We start from the raw sequence: 15,484 nt of genomic DNA on the forward strand, positions 1-15,484 counted from the left end.
AGGAAAGACTGTCGAAATCAGGAATTTTATCCTGCCACCGGCAGCGGATACGTCAGCACCGGCGAAGTTTCCTTAGCTTCGAAACGTATAGTTGCTGATCGAGGCTGGTTTCATCTCGATGGAGAAGCCCGGCAAGGTCGGCGGCATGTAGGCCGCGCTCTCGATCCGGCAGGGGTCGAGGAAGTGTTCGTGCAGGTGATCGACATATTCGATGACGCGGCCTTCCTTGGTGCCGGATACCGCGATGTAGTCGATCATCGACAGGTGTTGCACATATTCGCAGAGGCCGACGCCGCCGGCATGCGGCCAGACCGGCAGGCCGAACTTGGCGGCGATCAGCAGCACGGAGAGAACCTCGTTCAGCCCGCCCATGCGGCAGGAATCGATCTGGACGATGTCGATTGCGCCTTCGGCGATGAACTGCTTGAACATGATGCGGTTCTGGCACATCTCGCCGGTCGCGACCTTCACCGGCGCGATCGCCTGGCGGATCTTGCGGTGGCCGGCAATATCATCGGGGCTTGTCGGTTCCTCGATGAAGAAGGGCTTGGCCGGGGCAAGCGCCTTGACCCAGTCGATCGCCTGGCCGACATCCCAAACCTGGTTGGCGTCGATCATCAAGTAACGATCGGGACCGATCACCTCGCGGGTGATCCTCAAGCGGCGGATATCGTCGTCCAGGTCGCGGCCGACCTTCATCTTGATATGGTTGAAGCCGGCGTCGATCGCCTCCTTGCAGAGGCGGCGCAGCTTTTCGTCCTCATAACCCAACCAGCCCGCCGAGGTCGTATAACAGGCGTAGCCCTCTTTTTCGAGGATGGCGATACGTTCGGCCTTGCCTGCCTCGGCGCGCTTGAGGATCTCGACGGCCTCCTCACGCGTCAGCACGTCGGTGAGATAGCGGTAATCGACGATATCGGCGATCTCCTCAGGCGACATCTCGGCGACGAGCCGCCAGACGGGCTTTCCCGCCTGTTTGGCAAGCAGATCCCAGACGGCGTTGACGACGGCGCCGGTTGCCAGATGAATGGCGCCCTTTTCCGGGCCGATCCAGCGCAACTGGCTATCGCTGGTCAGATGTCGCCAGAATTTTCCGGGATGGGCGAGCACGTCGCCGAGGTCGGCGCCGACCACGAGATGGCGCATCGCTTCGATCGCCATGCAGCAAATATCGTTGCCGCGGCCGATGGTGAAGGTCAGGCCATGGCCGGCAAGATCAGACGCATCGGTGTCGAGAATGACATAGGCGGCCGAATAATCCGGATCGGGGTTCATCGCATCCGACCCATCCAGGCTTTGCGAGGTGGGAAAGCGGAGATCGAAGACACGAAGGTCGGTGATGCGGGTCATGATTGTTCTCCCAATTGCAATAGCCGGATCGGCCGGCAAGGCTGCCGGCCGCAACATCAGCTGATGTCAGATCGTCCAGCCGCCGTCGATGGCGATTGCCTGGCCTGACGTGTAGGTGGCGCCGGCGAGATAGACGGCGAGATCGGCGATCTCCTCCGGCGAGCCGAGGCGGCCCATGGGCTGGCGGGCAATGAAGGCGGCGCGGGCTGCGTCATAATCGCCCTGGGCGCGCATGCGGTCCTGCAGCGACGGGCTTTCCACCGTGCCGGGGCAGATGGCGTTACAGCGGATGCCCTCGGCGACATAATCGGCGGCAACGGATTTGGTAAGCCCGATGACCGCCGCCTTGGTGACGCCATAAGCGAAGCGGTTCGGGACGCCCTTGATGCTCGAGGCGACGGAGGCCATGTTGATGATCGACCCGTCCTTGCGTTCGCGCATGCCGGGCAGCACGGCGCGGATGGTGCGGATCATTGCCTTGACGTTGAGGTCGAGCGCAAATTCGAAATCGGAATCCTTCATCTCGAGGATCGAGCCGGCGTGAACGAAGCCGGCGCAGTTGAACAGCACGTCGACCGCGCCGATCTCGGCAACGACAGCCTTGACCGCATCCTCATCGAGCACGTTCAACTGATGGGTGGAAACCCCGGTTTCCGCAGCTAACGTCGCCAGCGCCTCGGTATTGATGTCGGTCGCGTGGACCTTGGCGCCGATCGCGGCAAAGGCTGCCGCCGTCGCCCGGCCGATGCCCTGGCCGGCGGCGGTGATGAGCACGGTCTTGCCGGAAAGTCTGTTTGTCATGTCACGGGCCTTTTCTGGAAGTGTCTACGCTGGACGATGGAATGCAGTTTGTGTTGACGAGGACTAAAGCGCGTCGCATCAAACTTGGTTCATGCGACGCGGTTTAGTCCTTTGTTTTTATGCATGTCGTTACCCCGGAACCGCTGCACACTTCCGGGCGACATGCATTAGGGCATACGCCTTTTCCCACTTTGCGCGCTCTGACCGCCCTCCGGCAAGATAGTGCTGGCAGCCTGCCACCTGGTTTGGTTTCCGAAGCGTGCGATATCTCACGTGATACCGAGCTGCGTCTTCAGTGATGATTTGTCTGTTTATAGACAAACAGACGATCAGCCAAGGGTCAAGCGTAAACTTTTCCTTTTCCGACCGTGGTTCTGCGTATATGCAGATTGATATTCACAGGAGGAAGGAATGGAGACCGACGAGTCAGACCGCTACCGCGCTCCTGCGCTCGATAAGGGCCTCGATATCCTGGAATTGCTCGCCAGCGTCGACAGCGGCCTCACCCAGGCGGAAATTGCCAAGCGGCTCGACCGCAGTCCCAATGAATTCTACCGCATGCTCGACCGCCTGGTGCGCCGCGGTTACGTCACCCGGCTGGATGGCGACCGTTATTCGCTGACGCTGAAGCTTTTCGGTCTTGCGCAACTGCACACGCCGGTGCGCCGGCTTGCTTCCTACGCCACACCGCTGATGCGCGATCTCGCCCATCGCACGCGCCAGGCCAATCACCTTGCCGTCTTCGATCGCGGCGCGGCTGTCGTCATTGCCCAGCAGGAGGCGCCGGACTACTGGGGATTCTCGATCCGCATCGGCGCCCATATCAGCCTGTTCGACACCGGTTCGGGGCATGTGCTGCTCGCCTTCCGCAGTGAGGAGGAGCGGGAGATGATGATCTCGGAACATGTGCGCAGTCGCGCCGACATCGAGCTCGGCGCCGATTTCTACGATCGTCTCGACCAGATCCGCGAGCGCGGCTACGAGATGATGGCGAGCGCCCAGACATCCGGCGTCTACAATCTCTCCGCGCCCGTTCTCGGGCCGGATGGGCGCTGCATCGCCGCCCTCACCTGCCCCTTCATTGCGCTTGTCAATGCACCCACGGCTCCCGATATCACCCAGGCGATCATGCAGGTGCAAAAGACCGCCAACCAGCTTTCGCTGCTTGCCGGCGCCGACGTCGCAAGCCCCGCCTGACGGGCGATAATTTTTATTTGAACAATCCATTCACCGGGGATAGCTTGCGGTACAGCCTGCCTTGGAGGAGAAAAGCGTGCTCATCGACACCCATCTGCACATCATCGATCGCTCAGCACTGCCCTATCCCTGGCTTTCCCAGGTGCCCGATCTCGATCATGATTTTCTCTATGAGACCTATGCGGCCGAGGCGCGGCGCTGCGGCATCACCACGGCGCTGCACATGGAGGTCGACGTTGATCCCGCCGCGATGCAGGGCGAGACAGACCACATCGCCGGTATCGCCAGAAAGGAAGGCAGCCTGATTGCCGGCGCCATCGTCTCCTGCCGGCCGGAAGAGGAAGGCTTTGCCGCCTATCTCGAGCGGCAAAAGGCCGATTCCTTCGTCAAGGGGTTCCGCCGCGTGCTGCATGTCGTGCCCGACGACGTGTCGGAAGGCGCCCTGTTTCGCGAAAATATCCGCCGCCTTGGCGGCAGCGGCCAGACCTTCGACCTCTGCACATTGCCGCACCAGGCAGGCCGCGTGAGCGCCCTCGTCGATCTCGCGCCGGATGTGCAGTTCGTGCTCGACCATTGCGGCGTGCCGGATATCCGCTCCGATGCCTTCGAGCCATGGAAAGTCGGCCTATCGGAGATTGCCCGGCGGCCAAACGTCGTCTGCAAGGTGTCCGGCGTCGTTGCCTATGCCGATGCCAAGACATGGACGGCGCAAACTCTGCGGCCTTATATCGAACATGTGATTGCAAGTTTCGGCTGGGATCGTGTCGTCTGGGGCAGCGACTGGCCGGTCTGCACGCTCGGCGGCGGCCTCTCTACCTGGGTCGCGGCGACCCACGCCGTGCTTTCCGGCAGCAGCGAGACGGAGCGGTCCAAGCTGCTTTCCGCCAATGCACAGCGTCTCTGGTCGCTTTGACGTCACGAAATCACGTGATGTGCTGTGCCTTATAAAAGTGCTACTTTGGCATGTCTTTTGCTTGTGTAAGGACGAAGCGACGCAGTGTTTCGGTTTGGGACGACTTACCACCAAGCAATTGCTAGCTTTAGCCATCTCAGGTAAAAGTTGTCAGACACGGATTTGGCGAATACTTCTAATCCGATGTCCTCAGGAGGGAAAAAATGAAAGAAGAACCGCATTCCGTCGATGTTCACGTCGGAAAGACCATCCGTATCCAGCGTCTGCTAAGGAAAGTTTCTCAGACGGAACTGGGCGATCGGGTTGGTGTAACGTTCCAGCAGATCCAGAAATACGAAAAGGGTTCCAACCGCGTTTCCGCCAGCATGCTGGTTGAAATCGCCGGCGCGCTGAAGGTCGATGTCAGGACGTTTTTCGACGACCTGTCGGCCCCCGATACGGCCAACGACAACCCGGCTCCGAGCGAAGAATTCATTATTTCGCGCGAAGGCGTGCTTCTCAATGCGGCGTTCTTTTCGATCAAGAACGAAGCTCTTCGCAAGAAGATCCTGAAGCTCGTTCAGGCGATTGCCAACACCGAACAGCTGGATAGCGAAGCGGCCGAATAGGCCGTTGTCCTTAAGCCGATCCGCATAAGGGTCAGTGGCGATCGATCAGGATCAGATTCTCGCTGGCGTCCTTCATTGCGATCTTGGCTTTGCTGCCGAGCAGCTTTTCGAGATTGACGTCTAGCTCCCTGTCGGGATCTATGCCGTCCCAATCGATGACGACCTGCAGCAGCGCCATGTTCGTCAGGTGCATCAGATTCCGCAGCTGAAGCTTTTCAGCCTCCTCCTTGGCTGCCGACAGCAGCCGGAAGATCCTTGCGTATTCGCTGCCTGTAGCTTCGTTGCGTTGTTCAAACATCGTTCCCGCCCCTTTGGCCGTGAAACCCTACGATTCCATCACCACTGCATCTTTCTGCCGTTACCGTTATTCAAGCGTTACAGGAACCGCATTGCGCGTGACTTCGGCGTGCAGCAGCTCCCAATGCGAGGTCGCGGCAAAGCGCCAGTCACGGTTAACGGGCAGGAATTCGTCCCGGCGCAGCCAATCCAGCACCAGCCGGGCGTCGCTGCGCTTGCGCTCGACGCGATTCTGGCGGACAGCGGCGAGGATCTGGTCGCGGCGCGGCTTGCGGAAATGGCACTCGTCGACGACCTTGGCATAGGTGCGTTCGGAAAAATGTAGGAAACGGCCGGCAAGCAGCAGTTTCTTGCGCTCGCCCGACGAGATCTCGCCATTGGCAAGAAGCGCATCGATCGTCGGCTCGAAATCGACCCAGGGCACCGAGAGCGGCAGCCAACCCAGCGCCTGCGGTGCATGCACCAGCGCGACGGCTTCGTCGTCGAGCAGCCGCCCGGCCTCGTAATCTTCGAAGATCGAGCCAAGCCCGACCATGCCGAAGGGCGCGCATTCGGCCGCCCGCAACGCGCCCATGCTGGCGCCGCCGGCAACGGCGACATCATGTTCGAGCGCGAACAGAATTTCCTTGTGCCAGACCGAGGGCAGATCGCCGAAATAACCGTCGACGAGGCCGATCGCGGTGGCGCCGTCGTGAACGGCCTTGAGGATATCGCCGCAGGCGGCCGGCGGCCGGAAATCGATGCGAGGAGACATGGCTCTCGCCGCGGCAAGATCGCTGCCAAGGCTGGGGCCTACGAACAGCACCTTCATGGCTGGGCTCCTCTCATGGTGTTGACTGCCCGCATGCCGAGCTGGATGTACTGGCCCGAGATATCGACCTCCAGGCCGGGCACGATCACCCTGACGACCGAGACCGGCAGGGTCCGATGCGCAAACGGCACGACGATGATCTGTTCGATGCCGCTTGCCGCCAGCCGCTCGACAATCTCGCCGATGGTTTCCTGGATCGTCGCAGCGCGGCAATGACGGGCCTGGAACGCGCGCATCCGGCCGTCGCCCTCGCAGAGCTCGACCACCTGCTGCATCGCCGCACTCTGGTCGAGCCGCTGATAGATGCGCGGCGAGAAATCGTCACGGCTGCCGGCAATCGCGGTCAACCGGCTCTGCGCCGCTTCGGTGATGGCGCGCAGCGCCGCGCGCGCGGGGTCGGGGTGGCAGCCGCAGCCGCCGCAGACATGCGCCCAGCGCGCGTCGACACGGTCGGAAAGATTGCCTGGCATGATGACGGCCAGAAAAGCGGGAATGCCGATATCCGTGGTCATGTCGAGCAGCAGCAGCCGCATGCCGGCGCGGGTGATCCGATCGGTCATGATGTCGATGACCGCATCGCCGAAGGAGGCGGGATCGATGCGGCTTTCCTTCAGTTGCTGCGGCGATTTCAGCTGGGTTAAGGCCCAGGCGTCACGTTCCACCAGCTCGCAAAGTCCATGCAGGACCGCTTCGGACGGTGTGTTGCCGGAGGCAAGTCCATCGCTCGACTGCTCGAAGCCCGGCGGCCTTTCGCCGCAATGGTCGAGGCCGACGAGCCACCAGGGCACGTAGACAGTGCTGCCGGAAAGGATGTCGAGCCCGGAGCACCAGGGAATGAGACCGTTGCCGATCTCGTCTGGCGCGCAACGGGCGACATTGTCGAGATCGATCATGGCGGCATGTTCCGCCCGCATGCTTGCGGTCGTCGCCAGCGTCACATCGGCGGGTGGGATTTCGGCGATCCGCGTCTCGATCGCTTCCATGGCGGCCGAGGTCATGGCGGCCTCGTTGTCGATACCCTTGCCCTGGAAGACCGAGAGCGTATGGCTGTTCGGCCGCGTCGCGAAGGCGACCGGGATGTTCAAGACGTCCAGAGCGGTCAGCAGGCCGACGCGCGTGATGCCGAATTCGCGCAGATGCGGCCTGATGGCTGCAAGTGTCTGAGCAGGCGTGACGGCGCGGTCATGATAATCGCTGACGCCGGCCGATGATCGTTTGAGGTCACCGGCAAGCGTTTCGAGAGCATTTCCGTTTTTCTTCGAATCAAGAAAATGTTCTATCTTTTTGTTTTCACGCAATTCCGGACGCAAAACCGCTTCACACTTTTGCTGGAATTGCTCTAGATCGGCGAAAGCGGACATACCGGTCTCGTCCTTAACGGAACCTCAGCGCATGCGTCAGGCTCTCGAGCGCATTGGCGGAAACGTTGAGTTCATCTTGTTTCATCGCTGCTCTGGCAGCTGCAGAGAAGCGCAGGGACTGTGTCTGAACTGCGGTGGTTTCAGCATTCGTCTTCATGTTCCATCTCCAATTGGTCGGGCAGCTCGCTGCCGTTAACCATTGGAGAGAAACATTGCCCGCGTCATTTAAGCGTTACAGGCTTCGTTAAAAGGCGATGCAATCAGGGAAGACCGGCGAGTTGCAGGCCTTTTATCAGCGGTTCGGTGAAGGCGGGATCGCGATCGGGGACGAAATGACGGATGTCCTCGCTGCGAAAATCGGGGAAGTTTTCCAGCACCGTCCGGGCATAGTTCTCGGCCTTGCCCTTGTCGCCCGCCATCGCATGCGAGGCGGCAAGCAGTCTCGCCGTCGCCTGTTTGGTCTTCACCGGTTCCAGCGCCTCGATCGCCTTTTCATACTCTTCGCGCATGAAGTGGATGCCGCCGAGGTTCCAGTAATAATAGTCCGGCGGCAGTGGATTGAGCTTGAAGGCCGCGCGGCTGAGCTCCAGCGCCCGGTCGAAATCGCCGTCATGGGAAAGCGCGTCGGCAAAATCGGCGAGGATGTCGGCATCGTTGGGATTGAGATCCTGGGCCTGCTGGAAATATTCCAGACTTTCGTCGAAGCGGCGGCGATAAAGCGCCACAAAGCCAAGCTCGCGGTAGGCCCGGCCGCTGTTCGGGTCGGACTGCTGCGCAAGGCGGGCGGCACCGTTGGCCTCATCGAGCAGTTCCTTGTCGCGCATGCCGCGGATCAGCCATTCCATGCCGAGTGCGCGTGACACGCCGGCATGGGCGGCCGAGAAATGCTCATAACGATTGAGCGAGGATTTGAACCATTTGCGCGCCTGGCGCAGATGCTGCAGGTCGGTATGGGCGATCAGCCGCTTGCCTTCGAGATAGAGACGATAGGCAGAGGCCGGCGCCTCGCCAATTGGCATCGCCAATTCGTGGCGCTCGATCGTGTCGGCGAGCGAGGAGACGATCCGCCGCGTCAGATGGGTGAAGGACTCGCTGATCTTCTGCATGACCAGCGGCAGTTCGATGGCCCAGATCACCTCCGACGTCGTCGTCCGGGTCAGCCGGCAAGTCGCAAAGACATCCTCGTCGCGGCCCTGAATGGTGACGTAGACCGCATAGTCGAAGCTGAGGTCGAGCGGGCCGGGCACGGCACGCGCGGGATCGATCGAGCGGCTGAGGATCTCCAGGCTCGTATGCGCCGCAATCACCTTGAAGCCGCGCTGCTGGCTGAGGCCGATGGTGACGTCTTCGAGAAGCGCCCTGCCGACGCGCTCCATCAGCGGATCGGTGAAGATGCTTTCCGGCGGCAGGATGATGATGCGCGGCTGGCCAAGCAGATCGGCAAACATTCCCGGCGCCGATGGGCGCTCCGGCACTGCCGCTTGTGCTGCCGGGATCAGGCCGAGTTCGCGGGCGAGCGCTGTGGTGCTTTCCTCCGGCTCGGTGTCGAAGTCGTCCTTCAGCTGGCTCTTGCACTTCAGATAGGCCTGGCGGGCCGCAGCCGGATCGTTCATCCTGACATGGGTGCGCATCAAGGCGCGATAGGCCGTCTCACTGGCAGGATCGAGTTCCAGCAGGCGCTTGGCAAGTGCGACCTGCTCCTCGTCCGACCTGTCTTCCGACGTCTCGATCAGCCGGGTGAGATGGGCGGAGCGCAATTCGTCGATACGCTGGCGCTCAAAGGTCAGCCAGTCCTCGGCGCCCTGCGTCGGCGATTTGGCGCCTTCCAGCAATTCGCCGTTCAGCATATCGCTGTCTTCGGGGGCGAGCGGCGCTTTCTGCTTCAGGAGATGAACGTCGACCTCCCAGCCGTCCGCAAGCCCGATATGGGTTCGGGTTGCGGCAAGCAGCGGCGGAAGGTCGGCGGGAATGCTCTGTTCGATACGCGACAGCAGCTGGCGCAGGCTGCCGGCACGCTTTTCCGGCAGTTCCGATTGCCAGAGCTGTCGCCTGACGGTTTCGCGGTCCAGTTCGAGATTGGCTTCGGCGGCGAGCATGGCGAGGAGAAAATAAGACTTCTCCGGCAAGGGGAGTTCCCTCCCCGCTGCCAGCAGCCTCGGTCTTCCGAGCAGGCACAGCCTGTTCGTCGACATCTGTCCGGATGTCCGTTGCATCCCGGTTCTCACCCCTGAAAGCCAAGGCGCGCAAACGCAGCCGCCGCAGAAATGATGTTAGAACTATAAGAGCGCCGCGCATAGCGGTAAAAGAAGAAGTTTCAGCGAATATTTGCATTTTCACGTGTCGCTCGCCGAGAAGATGCTTTGCCGATATTTTCCATGAGAGACGATTCGCGTGCCGATGCGGCACTGTCACCAAATATATTTCAATATGGAGTCGGCCTGCCACTGATTTTGTAAGGCGCTTGTTCGGCCCCTTTGACACCGAAGCGCTGTCGATAGTCACCGGGAGAAAGACCTGTAATTTTGCCGAAAACTTTACGAAAAGCGCTCGGATCGTTGTAACCGACCTCCCACGCGATCTTTTCGACAGGCAGCTTGCCGAACTGCAGAAGCTCGCGTGCCTTGCCGACGCGAAGCCGCTGGATGTAATCCCCCGTTGTGAGTCCCGTCGCTTTTTGGAAGCGACGAATGAACGTCCGCCGCTCAAGTCCTGCTTGAGCGGACAAAGCGGCAAGACTCATCTCCTTGCCATCATGCGCCTGAAGCCAATGTTGAACCTTCAAAATAGCCAGGTCTCCGTGATCGAGCCTGGGTGAAAAGGCGCTGTAGTTCCTTTGCTCGCGCCCCGGGGGGTCAATCACAAATGCGCGCGCTGTGCTGATCATGATGGATGGGCCGAGAAAACGGTCGACAAGTCTGAGGGTCAGGTCGATCCATGACATGGCGCCGCCTGCCGTTATCAAATCACCGTCATCGATGATGAGCCGATCAGTATCGACGACAACTTTCGGGAACCGCAATCGGAATTCCTCTTCATAAGCCCAATGCGTGGTTGCGGTTCGACCGGTCAGCAATCCGGTCTCTGCAAGTAGGAAGGCCCCTTTGCACACTGAGGCAAGGCAGGTGCCTTGCGCGTGAAGCGCATGCAGCCATTTGGAATATTCACTCGCAGTCTCTTTCGAAGCAAGCTCTCCTAAACCGGGTGGGATAACGAGGACGCTCGGGGCGTTCTCTTTCCCGGGCGAGGTGTCGAAAATGCACGTTGGAATGCTGTCGTTCGGCTCTTTTTGCCAATGCGTGATCCTTAGCGAAGGCATTTTGCCATCGGTTTGCAGTCTGGTTTGTCTCTCAGCGTAAGTCAGGAGGTCGGTCATGCCCAGGACTGCCGCCGCCTGCGAGCCTGGATAGACCAGGATACCGATTTCTGTCGGAAACTGTCTCATGGCAATATCACCCCGAACTTTGTCGATATCGCCACTCCTATCACAAGGGAGAAGCGGATATCCAGGGCACCTGACGAATTGAAAAGGAACAATCACATGAGCAAGCGTGCAATCATCGCCATCGACCTTCAGAAGGATTATCTGTCATCGGGAAGACACGCTCTTGTCGGAATTGATCAGGCAACTGCCAATGCAGTCAAAGTGTTAGACGCCGCACGCGCATCCGGGGACAGGGTGATCCATATACGCCACGAAGGCAGAGCCGATGCTCCGTTTTTTGCGAGGGGCACAACGGGTGTCGATTTCATACCAGCCGTTGAACCAAAGAGCGGTGAAATCGTCATCACAAAGCACTATCCGAACTCATTCCGGGAAACGGACCTGAAGCAGCAGCTGGACGCAGAAGGTATCCAGGAGGTCGTGCTGGTCGGCGCGATGAGCCATATGTGCATCGATGCCACCAGCCGTGCGTCTGTTGATTACGGCTATGACACCATCATCGTCCATGACGCCTGCGCCACCCGTGATCTCAGTTTTGATGGCCAGCTCATCTCGGCCGCGCAGGTTCATGCCGCATATATGGGCGCGCTTGCTGCTGGCTACGGTAAGGTCCTTGCCGTGAGCGAACTCCTGTCAGCTTAATGTGCGTCGACGAAGGACATCGGCGCTGACGATCGCGTTGTCGAGAGTGCTGCCCGCGTCCGCCCCGATGCGGCCATGCTCTTGCAACCGCGAGGTAGATGGCGCCCGAAAGACCTGACACGGATCAAGGCACTCGATAGTTTACACCTTCAACCGAAAGTGGGACTGCGGCTGCAGCTGGACAAAGCCGCCGATCGTCTCTGCTTTATCGAAGGTGGCAAACCGCCTCGATGTTGTAGCCGTCAGGGTCGAGGACGAAGGCAGCATAGTAATCTGCATGATAATGCGGGCGCAGTCCGGGCGGACCATTGTCCGTCCCCCCGGCGGACAGAGAGGCATTGTAAAAAGCGTCCACCACAGCACGACTTTCTGCAGCGAAGGCGATATGGACGCGGGGATGATGCAGTTCGACTCGGGAAATCCAGAAATCACCGCCCGGATCCAAGCTGCGGCCAAAACCTTCTGCTACACCGAAGCCGGCAGCAACACCCAGATCTTTGAGCAACCTGTAGCCGAGCGGCATAAGAGCGGCGGTGTAAAATACTTGGGAGCGCGCGAAATCGCTCACGGTGATTCCGGTGTGATCGATCACGTAAACCTCCGATTTGCGAAACGTTCTTTGTTTGTTCTATATCGGCATCCGATTTCGCGCAACTGCTATTTATGGTGTCATGATCGTCAGTTCACCGCCGCCCCGACGAAATCGAGCCCGATATCCAGTACCGGCGCGCTGTGCGTCAGCCAGCCGACGGAGATGAGGTCGACGCCGGAAGCCGCGATTGCGGCAGCCGTTGCCGGCGTGACCCGGCCGGAGGCCTCGGTGATCGCCCGGCCGGCGACGATGCCGACGGCGTCGCGCAGTTGAGCGGGCGTCATATTGTCGAGCAGAACGGCGTCGACGCCAGTCTCCATAGCTTCGCGCAGCTGGTCGAGAGTGTCTACTTCGACCTCGATCTTCACCAGATGGCCGACGCCGGCTCGCGCCCGGCGGATCGCCTCGGTGACGCCGCCGGCAATGGCGACGTGATTGTCCTTTATGAGCACCGCGTCATAGAGCGCGAAACGGTGGTTCATGCCGCCGCCGGCCCGCACCGCATGTTTCTCCAGCGCCCGGAGCCCCGGCGTCGTCTTGCGCGTGCAGGCGACGGAGGCTTTGGTGTCGCGGATGGCGCCGGCAATCTCTGCCGTCACCGTCGCAATGCCGGAGAGATGGCCGAGGAAATTCAGCGCAGTGCGCTCAGCCGTCAGCAGGCCGCGTGAGGGACCTTCGATGGTGGCGATCACGTCGCCCGGCTTGACCGCATCGCCGTCCTGGAGCTGGCGGCGCATGACGATCTCCGGATCGACGAGAGTGAAAGCGAGTTCGGCCGCATCGAGACCGGCGATTACGCCCGGCTGGCGGGCGGCCATCACCACCGTCGAGCGATGATCGTGGGGGATGACCGACGCCGAGGTGATGTCGCCGGCAAGACCGAGATCTTCGAGCAGGGCCGCCCGGACCAAGGGTTCGACGATCAGGCGCTGAAGCGGAACGAGGCTCATCTCAGGCACTCCTGGCAAGGGCATAGGGCGGGGTCGCACGGGCGATCCCCAGCGCTTGGGAAAGGCGCATGCGGCACCGGTCGGCAGCGCCGAGCTTCAGCGGAAAATCGGTGCGGGCATGGGCGCCGCGCGATTCCATCCGCAGGCTGGCAAAGACGGCGATCAGCAGCGCGACGGTTCCAGGATCGGCGGCAGGGCCGTCGCCTTCGGCAAGCGGCAGCAAGGCGGCGATCGCGCCCTCAACGGCGCCGGCATTGCGCAGCACGCCGAGATGGCGCGAGACGATCGGCCGGACGAGCGATGCATCGGCCGGCACCGGCAGCTCCTCGGCGAGGACGGTGCTGGTCCCCCGTGCCGGCAATCCCGATATGTCGCGCGCTGCCCGCATGCCCATCACCGCCGCCTCCAGCAGCGAATTGCTGGCGAGCCGGTTGGCGCCGTGCAGGCCGGTCGAGGCCGCCTCTCCGGCGACCCAGAGACCGGACACCGAACTGCGGCCATTGGCGTCGGTGGCAACGCCGCCCATGTGATAGTGAACGGCCGGGCGCACCGGAATGAGGTCTTTCGCCGGATCGATGCCGGCCTCGCCGCAAAGGGTCGAGATGACGGGAAAGCGTGCGGCAAACCGGCTGCCGAGCGCATCGCGGGCGTCGAGGAAGACTTTGCCGCCGCGGGCGATTTCGGCGCTGATGGCGCGCGCCACCACGTCGCGCGGCGCAAGCTCGGCGCCTGATATGCGGACCATGAACCGATCTCCGCGTTCGTTGACGAGCACGGCCCCCTCGCCGCGCACCGCCTCGCTGACGAGCGCCAAGGGCCTGCGGCTGGAATTGAGCGCCGTCGGATGGAACTGGACGAATTCCATATCGGCGAGTTCAGCACCTGCCCTGGCCGCCAGCGCGATGCCCTGGCCGAAATTGCCCATCGGATTGGTGGTCGCGTCGTAAAGCCCACCGATGCCACCAGTGGCGAGCACCACCTTCGACGTCGGCAGGATGACCGCCCCCCTCGCGGTCGCGCAGAGCAGGCCGGCCACCTGCTCGCCGTCCATCAATATCCGCCGCGCCTCGAAGCCTTCGAGCACGGTGATGGCAGGCGTCTGCATCACCGCCCGCACCAGCGCGGCGACGATCGCCGCACCCGAGCCGTCGCATTCGACATGGACGATGCGGCGGCGGCTATGGGCGGCCTCCAGCCCAAGCGAGAGTTCGCCGGCGGCATTCCTGTCGAAACGCACCCCGGCTTGTTCCAGCGCGGCGATCGCTGCCGGCGCCTCGACAATAATGCCGGCGGCCACGGCCGGATCGCAGAGCCCGTCGCCGGCGACAAGCGTGTCGGCAAGGTGCAGCGCCGCGCTGTCGTCGGCGCCCATGCTGGCGGCGATGCCGCCCTGTGCCCAGGCGCTCGACGTTTCCGCGCCAAGGGCGGCACGGGTGACGATGACGGAAGGTTCAGGCGCCAGCGTCAATGCGGTCATCAGCCCGGCAAGGCCACTGCCGACGATCACCGTGCGTCCGGCAAGATGGTCGAAAACCTCGGTCATATCGCCAGCATCCTCTCGACGGCGCGGCGCGCGGCCACCGCAATCGCCGGATCGACCGTCACCTCGTGGCGGTTTTCCTCAAGGGCGGCGCGGATATTGCCAAGCGTGATCCGCTTCATATGCGGGCAGAGATTGCAGGGGCGAATGAACTCGACGTCGGGATGATGCACGGCGACATTGTCGCTCATCGAGCATTCGGTGAGCAGCACGACGCGGGCCGGCTTTCGGCTGCCGACATAGTCCGACATCACCGCGGTCGAGCCGGCGAAATCCGCTTCGGCCACGACCTCGGGCGGGCATTCGGGATGGGCGAGCACCGTCACGCCGGGATGGTTTTCGCGCAGCTGGCGCACGTCTTCTGCAGTGAAGAGTTCATGCACCTCGCAATGGCCGTGCCAGGCGATGATCTCGACGTCAGTCTCGCGGGCGACGTTGCGCGCCAGATATTCGTCCGGGATCATCAGCACCTTCGGCACGCCGAGCGATTCCACCACCTGTTTGGCATTGCCCGAGGTGCAGCAGATGTCGGAGGCGGCCTTCACCGCGGCCGAGGTGTTGACATAGGTGATGATGGGCACGCCGGGATGGGCCTGGCGCAAGAGGGCGATATCCTCTGGCGTGATCGAATCCGCCAGCGAGCAGCCGGCGCCGAGATCCGGGATCAGCACGGTTTTCTCGGGGTTCAGCAGCTTGGCGGTCTCGGCCATGAAATGCACGCCGGCCAGCACGATCACGTCGGCATCGACCTCGATCGCCTTGCGGGCGAGCGCCAGGCTGTCGCCGACGATATCCGCCACACCGTGGAAGATCTCCGGGGTCTGATAATTGTGCGCCAGAATGACGGCGTTGCGGCGGCGCTTCAGCTCGAGGATGGCGTCGACGTCGTTTTCGAAGGTCATCCATTCGGCTTTGGGAATGACGCGGCTGACGCGCTGGTAGAGCGAGGATGCGGAAACAGGGTGGTTCATGACCGGCTC

At 61.7% G+C, this 15,484-nt stretch carries 16 protein-coding genes; 4 read left to right on the forward strand and 12 right to left on the reverse strand.

Annotation, left to right across the window (positions count from 1 at the left end; all coding sequences use genetic code 11):
* Window positions 1-72: 72 nt before the first annotated feature.
* Window positions 73-1,350: an L-fuconate dehydratase gene (locus HJB84_RS07070; protein ID WP_221115576.1), complete on the reverse strand. Its 1,278-nt coding sequence runs from the start codon at window positions 1,348-1,350 to the stop codon at window positions 73-75.
* A 66-nt stretch (window positions 1,351-1,416) separates the two neighbouring features.
* The gene (locus HJB84_RS07075; RefSeq protein WP_164012404.1) at window positions 1,417-2,151 is read right to left on the reverse strand and encodes an SDR family oxidoreductase; all 735 of its coding nucleotides are present in this window, start codon (window positions 2,149-2,151) and stop codon (window positions 1,417-1,419) included.
* Between the two features lie 411 nt (window positions 2,152-2,562).
* On the opposite strand from HJB84_RS07075, the gene HJB84_RS07080 reads away from it, so the two are divergent.
* The 3 genes from HJB84_RS07080 to HJB84_RS07090 all read left to right on the forward strand — a co-directional run bounded on the left by HJB84_RS07080 (window position 2,563) and on the right by HJB84_RS07090 (window position 4,869).
* Window positions 2,563-3,348: an IclR family transcriptional regulator gene (locus tag HJB84_RS07080; protein WP_221115577.1), complete on the forward strand. Its 786-nt coding sequence runs from the start codon at window positions 2,563-2,565 to the stop codon at window positions 3,346-3,348.
* A 76-nt stretch (window positions 3,349-3,424) separates the two neighbouring features.
* Complete coding sequence (locus HJB84_RS07085) at window positions 3,425-4,261, forward strand: amidohydrolase (RefSeq protein ID WP_221115578.1); 837 nt, start codon at window positions 3,425-3,427, stop codon at window positions 4,259-4,261.
* A 203-nt stretch (window positions 4,262-4,464) separates the two neighbouring features.
* A complete protein-coding gene (locus HJB84_RS07090; protein ID WP_207585395.1) occupies window positions 4,465-4,869 on the forward strand; it encodes a helix-turn-helix domain-containing protein in 405 nt (134 codons plus the stop codon).
* Window positions 4,870-4,900: 31 nt separating this feature from the next.
* Here HJB84_RS07090 and HJB84_RS07095 read toward each other — a convergent pair whose 3' ends face one another.
* The 6 genes from HJB84_RS07095 to HJB84_RS07120 all read right to left on the reverse strand — a co-directional run bounded on the left by HJB84_RS07095 (window position 4,901) and on the right by HJB84_RS07120 (window position 10,780).
* Complete coding sequence (locus HJB84_RS07095; protein WP_207585396.1) at window positions 4,901-5,167, reverse strand: hypothetical protein; 267 nt, start codon at window positions 5,165-5,167, stop codon at window positions 4,901-4,903.
* A gap of 66 nt (window positions 5,168-5,233) precedes the next feature.
* Entirely contained in the window at window positions 5,234-5,977 is a 744-nt protein-coding gene (locus tag HJB84_RS07100) for a TfuA-like protein (protein WP_207585397.1), read from the reverse strand.
* On the reverse strand, window positions 5,974-7,338 hold the full coding sequence (locus tag HJB84_RS07105) for a YcaO-like family protein (protein WP_259671040.1): 1,365 nt from the start codon (window positions 7,336-7,338) through the stop codon (window positions 5,974-5,976). The genes HJB84_RS07100 and HJB84_RS07105 overlap by 4 nt, the downstream gene beginning before the upstream one ends.
* A 13-nt stretch (window positions 7,339-7,351) precedes the next feature.
* Window positions 7,352-7,495 (reverse strand): hypothetical protein, encoded by a 144-nt coding sequence (locus tag HJB84_RS07110; protein WP_165504814.1) that lies wholly within the window; start codon window positions 7,493-7,495, stop codon window positions 7,352-7,354.
* Window positions 7,496-7,598: 103 nt separating this feature from the next.
* Entirely contained in the window at window positions 7,599-9,551 is a 1,953-nt protein-coding gene (locus tag HJB84_RS07115) for a tetratricopeptide repeat protein (RefSeq protein ID WP_221168293.1), read from the reverse strand.
* A gap of 209 nt (window positions 9,552-9,760) precedes the next feature.
* Window positions 9,761-10,780, reverse strand: coding sequence for a GlxA family transcriptional regulator (locus HJB84_RS07120; RefSeq protein ID WP_221115579.1), 1,020 nt, complete (start codon window positions 10,778-10,780; stop codon window positions 9,761-9,763).
* A gap of 96 nt (window positions 10,781-10,876) precedes the next feature.
* Here HJB84_RS07120 and HJB84_RS07125 point away from each other — a divergent pair, with 96 nt between their 5' ends.
* Complete coding sequence (locus tag HJB84_RS07125; RefSeq protein ID WP_221115580.1) at window positions 10,877-11,422, forward strand: cysteine hydrolase family protein; 546 nt, start codon at window positions 10,877-10,879, stop codon at window positions 11,420-11,422.
* A 205-nt stretch (window positions 11,423-11,627) separates the two neighbouring features.
* Here the strand turns inward: HJB84_RS07125 and HJB84_RS07130 are convergent, their stop codons facing one another.
* The 4 genes from HJB84_RS07130 to nadA form a co-directional block, all read right to left on the reverse strand.
* Window positions 11,628-12,014, reverse strand: coding sequence for a VOC family protein (locus tag HJB84_RS07130; RefSeq protein WP_207585401.1), 387 nt, complete (start codon window positions 12,012-12,014; stop codon window positions 11,628-11,630).
* 86 nt (window positions 12,015-12,100) lie between these two features.
* Entirely contained in the window at window positions 12,101-12,988 is an 888-nt protein-coding gene (gene nadC / locus HJB84_RS07135) for a carboxylating nicotinate-nucleotide diphosphorylase (RefSeq protein ID WP_221115581.1), read from the reverse strand.
* Window positions 12,966-14,507 carry an L-aspartate oxidase gene (locus HJB84_RS07140; RefSeq protein WP_221115582.1) on the reverse strand — a complete coding sequence of 514 codons (1,542 nt, stop codon included), beginning with the start codon at window positions 14,505-14,507 and terminating at the stop codon, window positions 12,966-12,968. Before HJB84_RS07140 ends, nadC begins: the two co-directional genes overlap by 23 nt.
* Complete coding sequence (gene nadA, locus HJB84_RS07145) at window positions 14,504-15,475, reverse strand: quinolinate synthase NadA (protein WP_221115583.1); 972 nt, start codon at window positions 15,473-15,475, stop codon at window positions 14,504-14,506. The genes HJB84_RS07140 and nadA overlap by 4 nt, the downstream gene beginning before the upstream one ends.
* Window positions 15,476-15,484 lie beyond the last annotated feature (9 nt).

Origin of the sequence: Rhizobium sp. NZLR1b, assembly GCF_019685155.1 — a bacterium.
Taxonomy (GTDB): Bacteria; Pseudomonadota; Alphaproteobacteria; order Rhizobiales; family Rhizobiaceae; genus Rhizobium.

Excerpts from the sequence above, each read along its gene's own strand:
- HJB84_RS07115 (WP_221168293.1), bottom strand. The coding sequence starts at position 9,551 with ATGCAACGGACATCCGGACAGATGTCGACGAACAGGCTGTGCCTGCTC.
- HJB84_RS07090 (WP_207585395.1), top strand. The coding sequence starts at position 4,465 with ATGAAAGAAGAACCGCATTCCGTCGATGTTCACGTCGGAAAGACCATC.
- HJB84_RS07140 (WP_221115582.1), bottom strand. The coding sequence starts at position 14,507 with ATGACCGAGGTTTTCGACCATCTTGCCGGACGCACGGTGATCGTCGGC.
- HJB84_RS07075 (WP_164012404.1), bottom strand. The coding sequence starts at position 2,151 with ATGACAAACAGACTTTCCGGCAAGACCGTGCTCATCACCGCCGCCGGC.
- HJB84_RS07110 (WP_165504814.1), bottom strand. The coding sequence starts at position 7,495 with ATGAAGACGAATGCTGAAACCACCGCAGTTCAGACACAGTCCCTGCGC.
- nadC (WP_221115581.1), bottom strand. The coding sequence starts at position 12,988 with ATGCCCTTGCCAGGAGTGCCTGAGATGAGCCTCGTTCCGCTTCAGCGC.
- HJB84_RS07105 (WP_259671040.1), bottom strand. The coding sequence starts at position 7,338 with ATGTCCGCTTTCGCCGATCTAGAGCAATTCCAGCAAAAGTGTGAAGCG.
- HJB84_RS07100 (WP_207585397.1), bottom strand. The coding sequence starts at position 5,977 with ATGAAGGTGCTGTTCGTAGGCCCCAGCCTTGGCAGCGATCTTGCCGCG.
- HJB84_RS07080 (WP_221115577.1), top strand. The coding sequence starts at position 2,563 with ATGGAGACCGACGAGTCAGACCGCTACCGCGCTCCTGCGCTCGATAAG.
- HJB84_RS07125 (WP_221115580.1), top strand. The coding sequence starts at position 10,877 with ATGAGCAAGCGTGCAATCATCGCCATCGACCTTCAGAAGGATTATCTG.
- HJB84_RS07120 (WP_221115579.1), bottom strand. The coding sequence starts at position 10,780 with ATGAGACAGTTTCCGACAGAAATCGGTATCCTGGTCTATCCAGGCTCG.
- nadA (WP_221115583.1), bottom strand. The coding sequence starts at position 15,475 with ATGAACCACCCTGTTTCCGCATCCTCGCTCTACCAGCGCGTCAGCCGC.
- HJB84_RS07095 (WP_207585396.1), bottom strand. The coding sequence starts at position 5,167 with ATGTTTGAACAACGCAACGAAGCTACAGGCAGCGAATACGCAAGGATC.
- HJB84_RS07070 (WP_221115576.1), bottom strand. The coding sequence starts at position 1,350 with ATGACCCGCATCACCGACCTTCGTGTCTTCGATCTCCGCTTTCCCACC.